This window comes from Amycolatopsis solani (assembly GCF_033441515.1).
In the GTDB taxonomy this organism is placed as follows: Bacteria; Actinomycetota; Actinomycetes; order Mycobacteriales; family Pseudonocardiaceae; genus Amycolatopsis; species Amycolatopsis solani.
This window is the reverse complement of sequence record NZ_JAWQJT010000001.1, coordinates 3,400,863-3,420,146: the sequence shown is the minus strand read 5'-3', so window position 1 is coordinate 3,420,146 and position 19,284 is coordinate 3,400,863. Positions and strand designations below refer to the sequence as shown.

The following is a 19,284-nucleotide window of genomic DNA, read 5'->3' as shown; positions in this document are numbered from 1 at the left end:
GGCGGTGCGGTGGTCAGGGGGTGCGCAGCTCGTCGAGGACGCCGAACAGCTCGTCGTCCGTGGCCGCGTCGATGTCGGCGGCCGGGCCGGCTTCGGGCTCGGTGCTCCAGCGGGCCAGCAGTTCCCTCAGCCGCAGCGTGATCGCCTCGCGGGCCTCGCCGGTGAACGGCGCCAGCACGGTCTCGAGGCGGCCGAGCTCGGCCAGAGCGGGGGCGAGCGCCGGGGCGGTGTCCGTGCCGAGGCGCTCGGCGAGGAACCGGGCGAGCGCCGTTGCCGTCGGGTGGTCGAACACGAGCGTCGCGGGCAGCCGCGCGCCCGTCGCGGCCTGCAGGCGGTTGCGCAGTTCGACCGCGGTGAGCGAGTCGAACCCGAGGTCGAGGAACCCGCGGCCCGGCTCGACCGCGCCGGGGCCGGCGTGCCCGAGCACCGCGGCGGCCTGGGCGCGCACCAGTGTGAGCAGCACTCGGTCCCGTTCCTCCGGTGCGAGCCCCGACAGCTGCCCGCGCACCGAGGTGTCGACGGCCGCGGTCCGCCGCAGCGGCGCGCGGACCAGTCCCCGCAGCACCGGCGGCACGCCGTGGTCGCCGCGCACGCGCAGGTCGAGCTGCACCGGGACCACCACCGGCTCCCCGGTGGCCAGGGCCAGGTCGAAAGCGGCGAGTCCGTCTTCCGCGGAGAACGCCCGGGACCCGTTGCGGCGCAACCGGTCCAAGCCCGTCGAGCCGAGAGTGCCGGTCAGTTCGCTGGTGTCGGCCCACAAGCCCCACGCGAGCGACTGCCCGGGCAGCCCGCGCGCCCGCCGGTGCCGGGCCAGCGCGTCGAGGTAGGCGTTGGCGGCGGCGTAGTTGCCCTGCCCCGGCGTGCCGAACGTGCCCGCGGCCGAGGAGAACAGCACCAGGTGCGCGTCGGGGGCCAGCTCGTGGAGGTGCCGGGCCGCGTCCACTTTGGCCCGCAGCACGACGTCGATCCGCTCCGGCGTCAGGGTTTCGACGACGCCGTCGTCCAGCGCGCCCGCGGTGTGCACCACGGCCGCGAGATCGGGCACGTCGTCGAGGACTTCGGCCAGGCGGGCGCGGTCGGCGACGTCGCACGCCACGACGGTCACCTCCGCGCCCAGCGCGGTCAGGCCGGAGACGACGTCCGCGGCGCCGGGGGCGGCGTACCCGCGCCGGCTGACCAGCACCAGCCGTTTCGTCCCGTTCCGCGCGAGGTGCCCGGCGACCAGCCGGCCGAGCGTCCCGGTGCCGCCGGTGATCAGCACGCTGCCGTCGAACGCCGGGGGTTCGGCGGGCTCGGCGGGAACCGGCGCCAGACGCGGGACGAAAACCTGTCCACTTCGGACGACAAACTGGTTCTCGTCCGCGGGAAGCGCGGCGGGCACCGGGTCGTCCGGGTGCTCCAGATCGAGCAGGACGAACCGGTCCGGGTGCTCGGCCTGCGCCGACCGCACCAGTCCCCAGACGGCCGCGGCGACCGGATCGTCGGTGGTCGCGCCGGAAGTGACGAACACGAGCCGCCGGTCACCGTCCAATTCGGACTGGACACGAGCCAGCACCGCGCCCAGCACTTCACGAACATCACCCCGCGGCACCGGGACGAACTCAGCGTCGACGGGGTCACCGGGAGCGCCGGGTACCCAGTCGACGCGGAACAGCGGACCCGCGCGCCGGGCCGCCCGCACCTGGCCGGGCACGACGGGCCGCGAGGCGAGCGCGTCGATCACCGCGACCGGCGACCCGGCTTCGTCGGCGACCTCGACGGTCAGCGTCTCCGTGCCCGACGGCGTGAGCCGCACGCGCAACGCCGTCGCGCCCGCCGCGTACAGCCGGACCCCCGCCCACGAGAACGGCAGCCGCCCGGTGCCTTCGGAGTTCAGCGAGCCGAGCGCGACGGCGTGCAGGGCGGCGTCGAGCAACGCCGGGTGCACGCCGAACCGCGCGGCTTCACCGTGGTGTTCGCGCGGCAGCGCCACTTCGGCGAACACCTCCTCGCCGCGCCGCCAGACGGCCCGCAAGCCCTGGAACACCGGCCCGTACACGAACCCGCGGTCGGCCGCGCGTCCGTAGACGTCGTCGAGCGGCACCGGCTCGGCGTCCACCGGGGGCCACACCGCGAGCCCGGCGGTGGGGACGGCGGCGTCCGGCACGGCGAACCCGGCGGCGTGCCGCGTCCATTCGCCGAGCAGGTCGTCCTCGGGCCGCGAGTGCAGCGCCACGGTCCGGCGGCCGCCGTCGTCCGCCGCGCCGGCGGTGAGCCGGATCAGCACCGCGCCGTCGGCGGGCAGCACGAGCGGCGCCTCCAGCGCCAGCTCTTCCACTTCGGCGCAGCCCGCCTCGGCGGCGGCGTGCAAAGCGAGTTCGACGAACGCCGTACCGACGAGCAGGACCGTGCCGTGCACGGCGTGCTCGGCCAGCCACGGGTGCGACCGCAGGGAAAGCCGTCCGGTGAAGAGGAATCCGCCGTCGTCGGGCAGCTCGACGGCGGCACCGAGGAGCGGGTGCCCCGCCGACGTGAGGCCCGCGGAACCGAGATCGGCGGCGGCTGCCGTGGCCGGGAGCCAGTAGTGGTCGCCCTCGAAGGGGTAGGTCGGCAGCGGCACGGTGTTCGCGCCCTCGAACGCCGTCGCCCAGTCGGCGGGGACGCCGCGCACGAACGCCTCGGCGATCGACCGCAGCAGGCGCGGCCGGCCGCCGTCGTCGCGGCGGAGCGAACCGACCGCGACGACCTCGTGGCCCGCGTCCTCCGCCGTCTCCTGCACGGCGGTGGCCAGCACCGGGTGCGGGCTGCACTCGACGAAGACGCCGTGGCCGTCGGCGAGCAGCTTGCGCGTGGCCTGCTCGAACTCGACGGTCTGGCGGAGGTTGCAGTACCAGTACCCGGCGTCGAGCTGGGTGGGGTCGGCCGGGCGGCCGGTGACGGTCGAGTAGAACGGCAGCTCGCCCGCCCGCGGCCGCACCGGCGCGAGGACTTCGAGCAGCCGTTCCTCGATGGCTTCGACCTGCTCGGAGTGCGACGCGTAGTCCACCGGCACGCGCCGGGCGCGGACGCCGTCGGCCGCACACCCGGACAGCAGCTTCTCGAGCGCGCCGTCCGGCCCGGACACGACGACGGAGTTCGCCCCGTTGGCGGCGGCGATCGCCAGCCCGGTGCCCTCGATCCGCTCGGTCACCGCAGCGACCGGCTGGGCCACGGAGACCATGCCGCCCCCGCCGGCCAGGCGCAGCAGTTCGCGGCTGCGCACCGCGACCACCATGGCAGCGTCCTCAAGGGACAGTGCGCCGGCGACGCACGCGGCCGCGATCTCGCCCTGGCTGTGCCCGAGCACCGCCGCCGGTTCGACGCCGTGGGCGCGCCACACCGCGGCCAGCGAGACCATCACCGCCCAGAGCGCGGGCTGCACGACGTCGACGCGCCGCAGGGCGGCTTCGTCGGAAAGGACGTCGAGGAGCTGCCAGTCCACATGGGACTCCAGCGCCTTCGCGCACTCGGCCATGCGTGCCGCGAACACCGGCTCGGCCGCCAGGAGTTCCTGCCCCATCCCGGCCCACTGCGAACCCTGCCCGGGAAAGACGAAAACGACCCCGCCGCCGCCCGACGGCGTCCCCTCGACGACGGCCGGGTCCGGCTCACCCGCGGCCAGCGCGGCCAGCCCGCGCCGCAACTCGCCGCCGTCCCCGAGGACGACGGCGCGGTGCTCCAGCACGGTCCGGGTGGTGGCCAGCGAAAACCCGACGTCAGCGGGCTCCCCGGGCACCTCGGCGAGCTGGGCGGCCCGCGCCCGCAGCGCACTCGCGGTCTTCGCGCTCAGCACCCACGGCACGGCAGTCCCCCAGCGCCCCAATGTGGCATTGGGTGCGTCAGACGCACCCAATGTGGCGTTCGGTGCGTTGGATGCACCCAACGCCACATTGGGGCGCTTTGGGGCCTCCTCCAGGATGACGTGGGCGTTCGTGCCGCTCACCCCGAACGACGACACCGCCGCGCGGCGCGGGCGGTCGGCGGCCGGCCACGCACGGGCCTCCGTGAGCAGCTCCACCTCGCCCGAGTCCCAGTCGATGTGCGGCGACGGCTCGTCGACGTGCAACGTCTTCGGCAGCTGCCCGTGCCGCAAGGCCTCGATCATCTTGAGCACGCCCGCCACGCCGGACGCCGCCTGCGCGTGCCCGATGTTCGACTTGACGCTGCCCAGCCACAGCGGCGCGCCCGAGCGGGACTGGCCGTACGTCGCCAGCAGCGCCTGCGCCTCGATCGGGTCGCCCAGTTCGGTGCCGGTGCCGTGCGCCTCGACGACGTCGATCTCGGCCGGGGTGAGCCGCGCGTCCGCGAGCGCCCGGCGGATCACGCGGCGCTGGGCGGGGCCGCTCGGGGCGGACAGGCCGTTGGACGCGCCGTCCTGGTTGATCGCCGAGCCGCGGATGACCGCGAGCACGGTCCGGCCCTTCGCGACCGCGTCCGAGAGCCGTTCCAGCAGCACCACGCCCGCGCCCTCGGCCAGGCCCATCCCGTCGGCGGCCGCGGCGAACGCCTTGCAGCGCCCGTCCGGGGCGACCCCGCGCTGGCGGCTGAACTCGATCAGCACGGCCGGGGTCGACATGATCGTCACGCCGCCGGCCAGCGCCATCGTGCACTCGCCGCGCCGCAGGGCCTGCACCGCGAGGTGCAGCGCCACCAGCGACGACGAACACGCCGTGTCCACCGTGACGGCCGGCCCTTCCAGTCCGAGGGTGTAGGCGATCCGTCCGGAAAGGACACTGCCGGCCTTGCCCGTCACCAGGTGGCCTTCGACGCCTTCGGGCGCGGACTGCATCGCGCCGCCGTAGTCGGAGAACCCGCCGCCGACGAACACCCCCGCCTGCTCGCCGCGCACCGACGCGGGGTCGATGCCCGCGCTTTCGAAGGCCTCCCAGCCGATCTCCAGGAGCAGCCGCTGCTGCGGGTCCATCGCGAGCGCCTCGCGCGGGCTGATCGAAAAGAAGCCCGCGTCGAACTGCCCGGCGTCGCGGTAGAAGCCGCCGCCGCGCGCGTAGGTCGTGCCCTGGCTGTCGGGGTCGGGGTCGTAGAGCGCCTCGACGTCCCAGCCGCGCTCGGCGGGGAACTCCCCGACGGCGTCGCCACCCTCCTCGACGAGCCGCCAGAGGTCGGCGGCCGAGCGGACGCCACCCGGGTACCGGCAGCCGGTGCCGACGACCGCGATCGGCTCGTGCGTCCGGTCTTCGAGGTCGGCCAGCCGCTTGCGGGTGTCGCGCAGGTCGGTGGTGGCCCAGCGGAGGTACTCCCGCAGCTTCTCTTCGGGGGTGTCCATGGTGGTGCTCCTAGGTGCGAACGGTCAGGGGGTGCGCAGGCCGTCGAGGACGTCGAACAGCTCGTCGTCGGTCGCCGCGCCGAGGTCGCGGTCCCCGGGCGCCGGCTCGGCGGTGTTCAGCCGGCTCAGCAGCGTGGTCAGCCGCAGCGTCAGCTCCGTGCGCGCCGGGCCGTCGGCGACACCGTCCGCGAGCGCCGCCTCCAGCCGGTCGAGCTCGGCCAGGCCCGCCGCCGTGTCGCCGGGCAGGAGCTCGGCGAGGACGTGCGTGGCGAGGGCCTGCGCGCTCGGGTGGTCGAAGACGAGCGTGGCGGGCAGCCGCAGCCCGGTGGCCGCGGCGAGCCGGTTGCGCAGGTCGACCGCGGTGAGCGAGTCGAACCCGAGCTCTCCGAACGCCTGGGCCGGGTCGAGCGCCGACGGCGAGTCGTGCCCGAGCACGGTCGCCGCCACGCCGCGGACCAGCTCCAGCACGGTCCGGTGGCGCTCGACGACCGACATTGCCAGCAGCCGCTCCCGAAACGCTTCCATCGTGCCGATAGCGGCCGCGTCGGCCTCGGCTTCCGCGGCGAGGATGCGCCGGACGTCCTCGATCCCGCCGAGCAGCGGGCTCGGCCGCGCCGAGGTGAACGCGGCGGTGAACCGCGCCCAGTCGACGTCGGCGACCGCGACGAAGGTGTCGTCGAGGTCGAGCGCCCGCTGCATCCCGCGCATGCCGGCCGCCGTCGCCATCGGGGACAGGCCGTGCCACTCGGGGTTGAGGTCCATCAGGTCCTCGACGACGACGCCGTCGTCGAGCACGTGCCGGGCGTCCCACACGCCCCAGGCGATCGACGTCGCCGTGCGGCCGCCGGCCCGCCGCCGCTCGGCGAGGGCGTCCAGGTAGGCCGAGCCCGCCGCGTACGCGCCGTGGTCGCCGCTGCCCCAGACCCCGGCGATCGAGGAGAAGAGCACGAAGGCGTCGAGCTCGCGCTCGGCGAACAGGGCGTCGAGGTGCGCGGCCCCGGCGACCTTGGCCGCGAGGACGTCGGCGAACTCGTCCACAGTGGACTCGGCCAGCGCGGTGAGCCGGATCAGCGTGGCGGCGTGCACGACCGCCCGGATCGGCCCGTGGTCGGCCTCGGTCTTCTCGACGAGGGTCGCCAGCGCGTCCCGATCGGCGACGTCACAGGCCGCGACGGTCACCCCGGTCCCGGCTTCGGTGAGTTCCGCGGCCAGCTCGGCCATCCCGGCCGCCGCACTCCCCCGGCGGCTGGTGAGCACCAGGTGCTCGGCGCCGTCCGCGGCCAGCTTGCGGGCGATGACCGGACCGAGCGCCCCGGTGGCCCCGGTGACCAGCACGGTCCCGCGCGGCCGCCACGGTGCCGGGGGTGTGGCCGGCTTGGGCGCCCGGATCAGGCGCCGCCCGAAGACCCCGTCACCGCGGACGGCGACCTGGTCTTCGGCACCACCGCCGGTGATGGTGGCGAGAGCGCGCTGGATGGCGTCCTCGTCGGGGTCGGCGGGCAGGTCGACCAGGCCGCCCCAGCGCTGCGGCTGCTCGAGGCCGAGGACGCGCCCGAAGCCCCAGGTCTGGGCCTGCACCGGGTCCGGCGGGAGGTCCGCGGCCGTGACGCGCACGGCACCGCGGGTCACGCACCAGAGCGGAGCGCTGATCCCGGCTTCGGTGAGCCGCTGGGAGAGCACGAGGTTCGCGACGAGCCCGGCGGTGACGCCGGGCCGCAGTTCGGACCGATCGGCGGCGAGGAGGGAGACGACGCCGGTGAACTCGCCGGCCAGGCGCTCGCCCGGCTCGGCCACCACGACCTCGTGCCCCTGCCGCGCGAACTCCGCGATCAGCGGGTCGCTGTCGTCCGGCGTGACCACCAACCACCGGCCCGGCGAGCCCGCGACCGGCTCGGCGGCCTGCTCCCACTCGACCGCATAACGCATCGAATCCACCGCGGACTCTTCCGCACGGTCGGCCCGCCAGCGCGCCAATGCGGGCAGCACCGACGCCACCGCGTCGGAGTCGGCGCCGAGGACCGCGGCCAATTCGGCCGGGTCGCCCGCGTCCACCGCGGACCAGAAGCCGGTGTCCTCCGCCTTCGCCGCCGCGGGGAGCTGGAAGTCCAGCCAGAACCGCTGGTGCCGGAACGGGTACACCGGCAGCTCGACCCGGCGGGCCCCGGTGAACACCCCGGCCCAGTCGACCGGCACGCCCTGGACGTACAGCTCGGCCGCCGACAGCAGGACCCGGTCCGCGCCACCCGCGTCGCGCCGGAGGGTGCCGCCGGTGACGACCGGGCGTTCGGCGCGTTCCGCCGTCTCGCCGATCGCCGTCGTCAGCACCGGGTGCGGGCTGCACTCGACGAACACGCCGTGCCCGGAGTCCAGCAGCGCCCGCGTGGCCCGCTCGAACTCCACCGTCTGGCGCAGGTTGCGGTACCAGTAACCCGCGTCGAGCTTAGTCGTGTCGACCAGCTCACCGGTCACCGTCGAGAAGAACGGCACCCGGCCCGCCACCGGCTTCACCGGCGCCAGCAGTCCGGCCAGCCGGTCCTCGATGCGGGACACGTGGGCCGAGTGCGACGCGTAGTCCACCGGGAGCCGCCGGACGCGCACCCCGTCCGCGGCGCAGGCGTCGTGGAAGCGGGTCAGCTCGTCCGCTCCCCCGGACACGACGACCGAGCCGGGTCCGTTCACCGCCGCGACCGACAGGTCCGCGTAGTCCGCCAGCCGGGCACGCACGAGGTCGGCCCCGAGCGCGACCGACACCATCCCACCCTGACCCGCCAGTTCGCGGATCGCTTGGCTGCGCAGGGCAACCACCCGGGCACCGTCCTCGAGGGACAGTCCGCCGGCGACCACGGCCGCGGCGATCTCGCCCTGGCTGTGCCCGAGCACGGCGTCCGGCCGGACGCCGAGCGACTCCCAGACGGCGGCCAGCGACACCAGGATCGCCCACAGCACCGGCTGCACGACGTCGACCCGCCCGATCGGCTCGCCCGCGCGGACGACGTCGAGCACCGGGAAGTCCACATGGGACGCCAGCGCGGCCGCGCATTCGGCCATCCGCGCGGCGAACACCGGCGAGGCGTCCAGGAGTTCGGCGGCCATGCCGGTCCACTGGGAACCCTGGCCGGGAAAGACGAACACGACCTTGCCGGGCGTTCCCGCCACGCCTTCCGCGACGCCGGGCCCGGCCAGCCTCTCCAGCCGGCCCCGCAGCTCGGCGGCGTCCCGGCCGACGACGACGGCCCGGTGCGCGAACTCGGACCGCGTTGTCACCAAAGAGAACCCGACATCGGCCGGGTGCTCACCGTCCACACGGGACAGCAGGTTCGCGGCCTGCTCCCGCAACGCGTCGGCGGTGCGGGCCGAGAGCACCCACGGGACCGCGGGCGGCGTCACCGGCTCGGCGGCCGGCGCCCGGTCCGGCGCCTGCTCCAGGATCAGGTGCGCGTTGGTCCCGCTGACGCCGAACGACGAGACCCCGGCCCGGCGCGGTTTCCCGCCCGGCGCCCACGGCCGCGGTTCGGTGAGCAGCTCGACCGAGCCCGCCGTCCAGTCGATGTGCGTGGAGCGTTCGGCGGCGTGCAGGGTGCGCGGCAGGACGCCGTGGCGCAGGGCCATGACCATCTTGATCACGCCCGCGACGCCGGAGGCGGCCTGCGTGTGCCCGATGTTCGACTTGACGCTGCCCAGCCACAACGGCTCCGACCGGTCCTGGCCGTAGGTGGCCAGCAACGCCTGCGCCTCGATCGGGTCACCGAGCGACGTCCCGGTGCCGTGCGCCTCGACGGCGTCCACATCGGACGGACGCAGGCCCGCCATCCCGAGCGCCTGCCGGATCACGCGTTGCTGCGAAGGGCCGTTCGGCGCGGTGAGGCCGTTCGACGCGCCGTCGGAGTTGACCGCCGAGCCGCGGATGACCGCGAGCACCGGGTGCCCGTTGCGCTGCGCGTCGGACAGCCGTTCCAGGACGACCATGCCGATGCCTTCGGCCATTCCCATCCCGTCCGCCTCGGCGGAGAACGCCTTGCAGCGTCCGTCCTTCGCGAGCCCGCGCTGGCGGCTGAACAGCACGAACGGCGCCGGTGACGCCATCACGGTCACGCCGCCGGCGATGGCCAGCTCGCTTTCCCCGCTGCGCAGGGACTGCCCGGCCAGGTGCAGCGCGACCAGCGACGACGAGCACGCCGTGTCGAGCGTGACGGCCGGGCCTTCGGTGCCGTAGGTGTAGGCGAGCCGGCCGGCGGTGACGCTCATCGAGGTGCCGGTGAGCAGGTGCCCCTCGGTGCCTTCCGGCGGTTCGGCCAGGTTGGCGCCGTACGACGACGTGCTGGCGCCGACGAACACGCCGGTCCGGCTGCCGCGCAGGGTGGCCGGGGTGATGCCGGCGCTTTCGAACGCCTCCCACGACGTCTCCAGGAGCAGCCGCTGCTGCGGGTCCATCGCGAGGGCCTCGCGGGGGCTGATCCCGAAGAACGCGGGGTCGAAGCCGGCGACGCCATCGAGGAAACCGCCCTCCCGGACGTAGGTCTTGCCGGGCGCGTCCGGGTCGGGGTCGAAGAGCCCGTCGAGGTCCCAGCCGCGGTCGGCGGGGAACCCGGTGATGCCCTCGCCGCCCGCGTCGAGCATCCGCCACAGGTCGTCGGGCGAGCCGACGCCGCCGGGGAACCGGCAGCTCATGGCGACGATCGCGATGGGCTCGTCCGTGCTCGCCGCGGCGACGGCCACGGTCTCCCGCTCGCCGCCCAGGTGCCGCGCGAGCGCTTCCGGGTTCGGGTAGTCGAAGACGAGGGTCGCGGGCAGCCGCCTTCCGGTGGCCGCCTGGAGGCGGTTGCGCAGTTCGATGGCGGTGACCGAGTCGAAGCCGAGATCGCGGAAGGCCCGGTCGGCGTCGACGTCCGCGCCGGAGTCGTAGCCGAGCACGGCCGCGACCTGCGCGCGGACGACTCCGAGGAAGTCGGCCTGCGCTTCGGGCGCCGCCTCGGCGACGAGCCGCCGGACCTCGGGGATCTCGCGGAACAGCGGGCTCGGCGTCCCGGACACGGCGACGACCCGCGCCCAGTCGATGTCGACGACGACGGCGCTGGTCTCGTCGTGGTCGAGCACGCGCTGCAGCGCCGCGATCGCCAGGTCCGGGTCCATCGCCGGGACACCGCGGGAGAGCATGCGCTCCTCGACGGCCCCGGTGGCCATGCCGCCCGCGGCCCAGTGCCCCCAGATCACCGCGGTCGCGGGCAGCCCCTCGGCCTGACGCCGGCGCGCGAGGGCGTCGACGAACGCGTTGCCGGGTGCGTAGTTGCCCTGGCCCGCGGCGCCGAACATGCCGCCGAAGGAGGAGAACAGGACGAACGCGTCGAGGTCGAGGTCCCGGGTCAGCTCGTGGAGGGTGACCGCGGCTTCGGCCTTCACCCGCAGGACGTGCTCGACCTGGTCGAGCGTGAGCTGCTCCAGCAACGCGTCGTCGAGCGCGGCGGCGGTGTGGACGACGGCGGTCAGCGGCACGTCCGCCAGCAGAGCCGCGAGTGCCGCCCGGTCCGCCAGGTCCACTGTGGACACCGTGACCCGGCAGAGTGCCTCGAGCTCGGCGACCAGCTCGGGGGCGCCGGGAGCGTCGAGGCCCCGGCGTCCGGTGAGGATGACGTGCTCGGCACCGCCGCGGGCCAGCCACCGGGCGACGTGCGCACCCAGTGCCCCGGTGCCGCCGGTGACGAGCACGGTTCCCCTCGGCCGCCAGGACTTCGCCGTCCCGCCGTCGGTGGCGTGGGCCAGCCGCCGGGCCAGGACGCCGGACGTCCGGACGGCCAGCTGGTCTTCCCCGCCGGGCGAGGCCAGCACGGCGGCGACGTGGCCGGCGACGTCCCCGGTGACCGGGAGATCGATCAGGCCACCCCAGCGGCCGGGGTGCTCCTGGCCGACGACCGGGCCGAGCCCCCAGACGAGGGCCTGCTCGGGGTCGACGACGGGGTCGGCCGGGCCGGTGCTGAGCGCGCCCCGGGTGGCGACCCAAAGCGGCGCTTCGACGCCCGCGTCCCCGAGCGCCTGGACGAGGGTGACGGTGGCGGCGTGCGCCAGCGGCACGGCGGGGTACGCCGGGTGCCGTCCGGTAGCGGTGGCCAGTAAGGAAAAGACCCCGGTGACGTTCCGGTGTTCGGCGAGGAGTGCCGCGAGCGCCGCCCGGTCGGTGACCGGGTCGACGACGAGCCGCGCGACGTCGGCACCCTGGGCCGTCAGGGCGGTTTCGAGCGGATCGGTGCCGTCCTCGGGGACCACGAGCAGCCAGCGGCCGGTGAGCTCGGCCGCGGCGGGCTTCAGCGGCCGCCAGGTGACGCGGTACCGCCAGCCATCCACAGTGGACTTCTCCTGGCTGCGCCGTCGCCACGACGACAGGACCGGCAGCACCGAGTCCAGCGCTTCACGCTGCTCCTCGTCGACGCCGAGCGCACTGAGATCCGCGCGTTCCAGCGCGTCCCAGAACCGGTCGTCGACCGGGTTCGCCGAGCGCGGTTCCGGGTCGCTCGGCCAGAACCGCCGGTGCCGGAACGGATACGTCGGCAGCTCGACCCGGGCCGCGCCGGTCCCGCGGAACACCACCGTCCAGTCGACCGGGACACCGGCCACGAACGCCTCCGCCAGCGACCGGGTGAGCCGGTCGGTACCGCCGTCGTCCCGGCGCAGGGTGCCGGTGACCACCACTTCACGAGCGTCGGCCGTCTCCTCGACGCCCGCCGCCAGCACCGGGTGCGCGCTGCACTCGACGAACGCGGTGTGCCCCGACTCCAGCAGCCCGGTGACCGCCCGGTCGAACCGGACGGGTTCCCGCAGGTTGCGGTACCAGTAGGCCGCGTCCAGCTCGGCCGTGTCCAGGACTTCGCCGGTCACCGCGGAGACGAGCGGGATCCGCCCCGAGCGCGGCGCCACGTCGGCCAGCACGGACGCCAGCTCGTCGGCCAGCAGCTCTACCTGCGCCGAGTGCGACGCGTAATCGACGGCGATCCGCCGCGCCCGCACGTCCACCGAAGCCAGCAGCTCGTCAAGCGCCGCGGCCTCACCCGAAACCACGACCGACGACGGCCCGTTCACCGCCGCCACCGAAATCCGCGCGCCCCACGGCGCGATCAGCTCCCGCACCCGCTCGACCGGCGCGGCCAGCGACACCATGCCCCCCAGCCCGGACAGCCGCAGGATCGCCTTGCTCCGCAACGCGACCACCCGAGCACCGTCCTCAAGGGACAGTCCACCCGCGACCACCGCGGCGGCGATCTCACCCTGCGAATGACCCACGACCGCGTCGGGCTCGACCCCGTACGAACGCCACACCGCGGCCAGCGACACCATCACCGCCCACAGCACTGGTTGCACGACATCGACGCGCTCCAGATCGCCCTCGAGGGCAGCCAGCAGGTCCCAGTCCACGAACGCCGACAAAGCAGTGGCGCACTCAGCCATCCGCGCGGCGAACACCGGCGAAGTTTCGAGCAGCTCCCGGCCCATCCCGGTCCACTGCGAACCCTGGCCCGGGAACACGAACACGACCCGGCGACCCGGCCGGGCCACCCCGGTGATCGCGCCGTCGACGTCGCCGTCGAGGACGACCGCGCGGTGCTCGAACAGCGCCCGGGTCGTGACCAGCGAGAACCCGACGTCCAGCGGATCGCCGTTCAGTCCGGCCGCTTGGGCCTGCAACGCTTCCGCGGACCGCGCCGACAGCACCCACGGCACCACCGGCGGCACCACCCGTTCGACCGGTGCCGCTTCGACGGCGGGTGCGGCTTCGAGGATCACGTGCGCGTTGGTCCCGCTGATCCCGAACGACGACACCGCGGCCCGCCGCGGGCGGCCCGTCGAGGGCCACGGCTCGGGCGCCGAGAGCAGCCGGATCGCGCCGGACGACCAGTCCACGTGCGGGGTCGGCGTCGACGCGTGCAGCGTGCGCGGCACGGTGTCGTGGCCGAGCGCGAGCACCATCTTGACGACGCCGGCGACCCCGGCGGCGGCCTGCGCGTGGCCGATGTTCGACTTGACCGACCCCAGCAGCAGCGGGTGCGCGCGGTCCTGGCCGTAGGTCGCCAGCAGCGCGTCCGCCTCGATCGGGTCACCCAGCGACGTCCCGGTCCCGTGCGCCTCGACGACGTCCACATCGGACGGCCGCAGGCCCGCGTTCGCCAGCGCGGCGCGGATCACGCGCTGCTGGGACGGGCCGTTGGGCGCGGTGAGGCCGTTGGACGCGCCGTCCTGGTTGACCGCGGTCCCACGCACGACGGCGAGCACCGGGTGCCCGAGCCGCCGCGCGTCGGAAAGCCGTTCCACCAGCAGCATCCCGACGCCCTCGGCCCAGCCGGCACCGTCCGCGTCGGCCGAGAACGCCTTGCAGCGCCCGTCCCGCGAAAGGCCGCGCTGGTGGGAGAACTCGACGAACGTGCCGGGCGTGGCCATCACCGTCGCCCCGCCCGCCAGCGCCATCGTGCACTCGCCCGACCGCAGCGACTGGACGGCGAGGTGCAGCCCGACCAGCGACGACGAGCACGCCGTGTCGACGGTGACCGCCGGGCCTTCGAGGCCGAACGTGTAGGCGATCCGGCCCGAGGCGACGCTGCCGGAGTTGCCGACGCCGAGGAAGCCCTCGACATCGTCGGGGCCGTCGGACAGCCGGGGGCCGTAGTCGTGGTACATCAGCCCGGCGAACACGCCGGTGCGGCTGCCGCGCAGCGTGCCGGGGTCGAGGCCGGCCCGCTCGAACGCCTCCCACGCCGCCTCCAGCAGCAGGCGGTGCTGCGGGTCCATGGCCAGCGCTTCCCGCGGCGAGATGCCGAAGAAGCCGGGGTCGAAGTCGGCGGCACCGTCGAGGAACCCGCCCGCGCGGACGTAGGTCTTGCCGGGCTTCGGCTCGGGGTCGTAGAGCCCGTCGACGTCCCAGCCGCGGTCGGCCGGGAAGTCGCCGATGGCGTCGACGCCGTCGTCCAGCAGCCGCCAGAGGTCCTCCGGCGAGGTGACCCCGCCGGGGAATCGGCAGCTCATCCCGACGATCGCGATCGGCTCGTCCGACGCGGCCGCGGCCGCCGTCTCCTGGACGGGCACCGCGCCGCCGAGTTCGGTCCGCAGGAACGCGGCGAGCGCGGTCGGCGTCGGGTGGTCGAACACGAGCGCGGCGGGCAGCCGCAGCCCGGTCGTGGCGGACAGCCGGTTGCGCAGGTCGACCGCGGTCAGCGAGTCGAAACCCAGGTCGCGGAACGCCATCGAGACGTCCACAGTGGACACGTCGGCGTGGCCGAGCACCACGGCCACCTGGGTGCGGACGATCTCGGTCAGCACGCGCTCGCGCTCGGCGTTGCCGAGCCCGGCCAGCCTCGACCGCAGCCCGGGGTCGGCCGCGGCCGCGCGCGCCGGGACCAGCTTGCGCAGCACCGGCGGCACCGGCTGGTCGCGCAGCGCGGCGACGTTCAGCTTCACCGGCACGAGCACGTCGTCGGCCAGCGTGCGGGCGGTGTCGAACAGCGCGAGGCCCTGCTCGTCAGCCAGCGGCGGGAAGCCGGCGCGGGTCATCCGCCGCCGGTCGAGGTCGGTCATCGCGCCGGTCATGCCGCCGCTGCGCGCCCACAGTCCCCAGGCCAGCGACTGCGCGCCCGGCCGTCGCCGCGCGAGGGCGTCGAGGACCGCGTTCGCGGCGGCGTACGCGGCCTGCCCGGCGCTGCCGAGCGTGCCGGTCGCGGAGGAGAACAACACGAACGTCGGGGCGTCGGTGAGCTCGTCCAGGGCGAGGGCGGCGTCCACTTTGGGCCATAGAACCGTCTCGAAGTCCGCTGGGGTCAGCGATTCCACGACGCCGTCGGCGAGCGCGCCCGCGGCGTGCACGACGGCGGTGATCCGCTCGCCCGCCAGGACCGCGGCGAGCCGCGCGCGGTCGGCGACGTCGCACTGGACGATGCGGACGTCCGCGTCGAGGTCGTCGAGGTCGGGGTTCACCGCGCCGGTGCGGCTGGTCAGCAGCAGGTGGCGGGCGCCGTACTCGGTGACCAGGTGCCGGGCCAGCAGCGAGCCGAGCGCGCCGGTGCCGCCGGTGATCAGGACGGTGCCGCTGACGTCGAACGCGGGAACGGCCCCGGCGTCCGGCTGCTCGGCGCGGATCAGCCGCGGCACGAGCACCACCCCGTCGCGCAGCGCGGCTTCGGGCTCCTCGCCCGCGGCGAGCACGGCGAGGAGCGGGGTGACGTCGTCGGTGTCGGTGTCGGCGAGCAGGAACCGGTCCGGGTGCTCGGCCCGGACCGAGCGGACCAGGCCCCAGACGGCCGCGGCCGCGGGGTCTTCGCCGGTCGTCGCACCGCGGGTGACGAAGACCAGGCGGCCGTCGCTTTCCAGGTGGGCCTGGATCGCCTCGAGGGCGTCGGCCAGAACGCGCCGGACGCTCGCGCCGACGTCGGCCGGGTCGCCGGTGACGTGCACCAGCGTCAGGTCGTTGTCCACATCAGACGGCACCGTGACCGGCGTCCACTCCGGACGGAACAGCGAGTCGGTGACGAGCTGCTGGGCGGCCACCGGTCGCAGGACCAGCGACGACACGGTGGCCACGGCGACCCCGGCGCCGTCGGCGATGTCGAGGGCCACGGCGTCGTCGCCGGCGGGCCGGATCCGGACACGAAGCGTGGTCGGGCCGCCCGAGCGCAGGACCGCGCCGGACCACGCGAAGGGCATCAGCGCCCGCTCACCGCCGCCGAGGGCCGCGGCCTGCAGGGCCGCGTCGAGAAGCGCCGGGTGCAGCCCGAACCGGGCCGCCTCGGGAGCGAGGTCCTCGGGCAGCGCGACTTCCGCGTAGAGCTCCTCGCCCAGCTGCCAGGCCGCGCGCAGGCCGCGGAACGCCGGGCCGTAGGCGAAGCCCTGAGCGGCGAACCGGTCGTGGAGACCCTCGACGTCGAGAGCTTCGGCGCCGGTGGGCGGCCAGGTCAGCAGGTCCGTACCCACTGGCTCGGGACCGCCGAGCACGCCGCTCGCGTGCCGCGTCCAGCCGTCGTCGGCGTCCCGGCTGAACACGCCGACCGGGCGCCGTCCGGTGCCGTCGGGCGCGCCGACCGAGACCTGGACCTCGAGGGCGCCCTGCTCGGGCAGCACCAGCGGGGTCTCCAGGACGAGGTCCTCGACGACCCGGGTGCCGGTCTCCTGCGCGGCCCGCGCGGCGAGTTCGAGCAGCGCGGTGCCGGGCAGCACCACGGAGCCGCGGACGACGTGGTCGGCCAGCCACGGGTGCGACCGCGGCGAAAGCCGGCCGGTGAACAGGTAGCCGTCCCCGTCGGCGAGGGCGACGACCGCGCCGAGCAGCGGGTGCCCGGCCGAGCCGAGCCCGGCGAGGTCACCGGTCACCGCGGGCGCGTCGAGCCAGAACGGCGTGCGCTGGAACGGGTACGTCGGCAGTTCGACGCCGCTCGCGTCGACGCCGTCGAACTCGCGCGCCCAGTCGACGTCGACACCGTGGCCGAAGGCGGTGCCGAGGGAGGTGAGCAGCCGGGCGCGGCCGCCGTCGCCGCGGCGGAGGGTGCCGACGCCGGCTTCGTCGAGGCCGGGGACGAGCACCGGGTGCGGGCTGCACTCGACGAACACCGGCTTGCCGCCGAAGCCGCGTACGGTCCGGTCGAAGTGGACGGTCTGCCGCAGGTTGCGGTACCAGTAGGCGGCGTCGAGCGCCGCGGTGTCGAGCAGGTCACCGGTGACGGTGGAGTGGAAAGGGACCTCGCCGGTGCGCGGGCGGATCGGGGCCAGTGCTTCGAGGAGCTCGGCTTCGACGGCCTCGACGTGGGCGGAGTGGGACGCGTAGTCGACGGCGATCCGCTTGACCGGGAGGTCCTGGGCCAGCAGCTCGTCGAGGGCGGCCGCGTCACCGGAGACGACCACCGAGGACGGCCCGTTGACCGCGGCGATCGACAGCCGTTCACCCCACGGCTCGATCAGCTCTCGCGCGCGCTCGGCGGGAACGGTGAGCGACACCATGCCCCCGAGACCCGACAGCCGCAGGATCGCCTTGCTCCGCAGCGCGACGACCCGCGCACCGTCCTCAAGCGACAGTCCACCCGCGACGACCGCGGCGGCGATCTCCCCCTGGGAGTGCCCGATCACGGCGGCGGGCTCGACCCCGTGGGAACGCCAGACTTCGGCGAGCGACACCATCACGGCCCACAACGCGGGCTGCACGACGTCGACCCGCTCCAGGTCGCCGTCGAGGACTTCGAGCAGCTGCCAGTCGACGAACTTTTCCAGCGCCGTCGCGCATTCCGCCAGCCGGGCCGCGAACACCGGTGACGTATCGAGGAGTTCGAGCCCCATCCCGGCCCACTGCGAACCCTGCCCGGGGAAGACGAACACGGCCCGCCGCGGTCCTCGCGCGACCTCGGCACCGACACCCTGCTCGGCCAGCGCGGTCAGCCCGGCCCGCAGGTCCCCGGCGACGACGGCCCGGTGCTCGTACACCTGCCGCGTCTTCACCAGCGCGGCCCCGACCGCGGCCGGGTCTTCGTCCACCAGCGACAGCAGGTTCCGCGCCTGCTCGCGCAGCGCGGGTTCACTCCGGGCGGAAAGCACCCACGGCACCACCGAAGCCGCACCGGAAGGCACGCGCTCGGGCTGGGGGCGCGCTTCCAGGATGACGTGGGCGTTCGTGCCGCTCACCCCGAACGACGAGACGCCCGCCCGCCGGACGGCGCCGGTCTCCGGCCACGCCACCGGCTCGGTGAGCAGCTCGACCGCGCCGGACGCCCAGTCGACGTGCGGCGAAGGCGCGTCGACGTGCAGGGTTTTCGGCAGCAGGCCGTGCCGCATCGCCTGGATCATCTTGATCATCCCGCCGACCCCGGCGGCGGCCTGCGTGTGCCCGATGTTGGACTTCAGCGACCCCAGCCACAGTGGCCGATCCCGCTCTTGGCCGTACGTCGCCAGCAGCGCCTCGGCCTCGATCGGGTCGCCGAGCGAAGTCCCGGTGCCGTGCGCTTCCACAACGTCCACTTCGGACGCGGTGAGTCCCGCGTTGGCCAGCGCCGCCCGGATCACGCGCTGCTGGGCGAGGCCGTTGGGCGCGGTCATGCCGTTGGACGCGCCGTCCTGGTTGACCGCGGTCCCGCGGACCACCGCGAGGATCGGGTGGCCGTTCCGCTCGGCGTCGGAAAGCCGTTCCAGGAGCAGGACTCCGGCGCCTTCGGCCCAGCTGGTGCCGTCGGCGCCGGCCGCGAACGCCTTGCACCGGCCGTCCGGGGCGAGGGCCCGCTGCCGGCTGAACTCGATCAGCGCGGACGGCGTCGCCATCACGGCCACGCCCCCGGCGAGCGCGAGACCGCAGTCGCCCTGGCGAAGTGCCTGCGCGGCCAGGTGCACGGCGACCAGCGACGACGAGCACGCCGTGTCGACGGTGACCGCGGGCCCTTCGAGCCCGAAGGTGTAGGCGAGCCGCCCGGAAGCGACGCTGCCCGCGCTGCCGTTGCCGAGCAGGCCCTCGAACCCCTCCGGGACCTGGTACATCCGGCCCGCGTAGTCGTTGTACATCACGCCGGCGAACACGCCGGTGCGGCTGCCGCGCAGCGCGTCCGTGGTCAGCCCGGCCCGCTCGAACGCCTCGTACGACACCTCCAGCAGCAGCCGCTGCTGCGGGTCGATGGCGAGGGCGTCGCGCGGGCTGACCCCGAAGAACGCTGGGTCGAAGTGGTCGGCGTCGTGCAGGAACCCGCCCTCGCGGGTGTAGACCTTGCCCGGCTCGTCGGGGTCCGGGTCGTAGAGCCCCTCGAGGTCCCAGCCGCGGCGGGCCGGGAAGCCGGTGACGGCGTCGCCGCCGCGCGCGACGAGGTCCCACAGTGCTTCGGGGGACCCGGCGCCGCCGGGGTAGCGGCAGCTCATCCCGATGACGGCGATCGGCTCGCCCGCCGCCGCTTCGAGCCGGCGGTTGACTTCCCGCAGCCGGTCGCTCTCCTTGAGCGACGCGCGCAGGGCTTCGACGATCTTGTCCGGTGCTGTGGCCATTGTGGTCG

General features: G+C 75.0%; 1 protein-coding gene and 1 pseudogene. Both read right to left on the bottom strand.

Annotated features, from left to right (window positions below):
• Nucleotides 1–13: 13 nt before the first annotated feature.
• Nucleotides 14–5,299, bottom strand: a pseudogene (locus tag SD460_RS16420) (type I polyketide synthase); the annotation flags it as partial.
• Nucleotides 5,300–5,326: 27 nt separating this feature from the next.
• Nucleotides 5,327–19,276 carry a type I polyketide synthase gene (locus SD460_RS16415; protein ID WP_318306325.1) on the bottom strand — a complete coding sequence of 4,650 codons (13,950 nt, stop codon included), beginning with the start codon at nucleotides 19,274–19,276 and terminating at the stop codon, nucleotides 5,327–5,329.
• Between the last annotated feature and the right edge of the window lie 8 nt (nucleotides 19,277–19,284).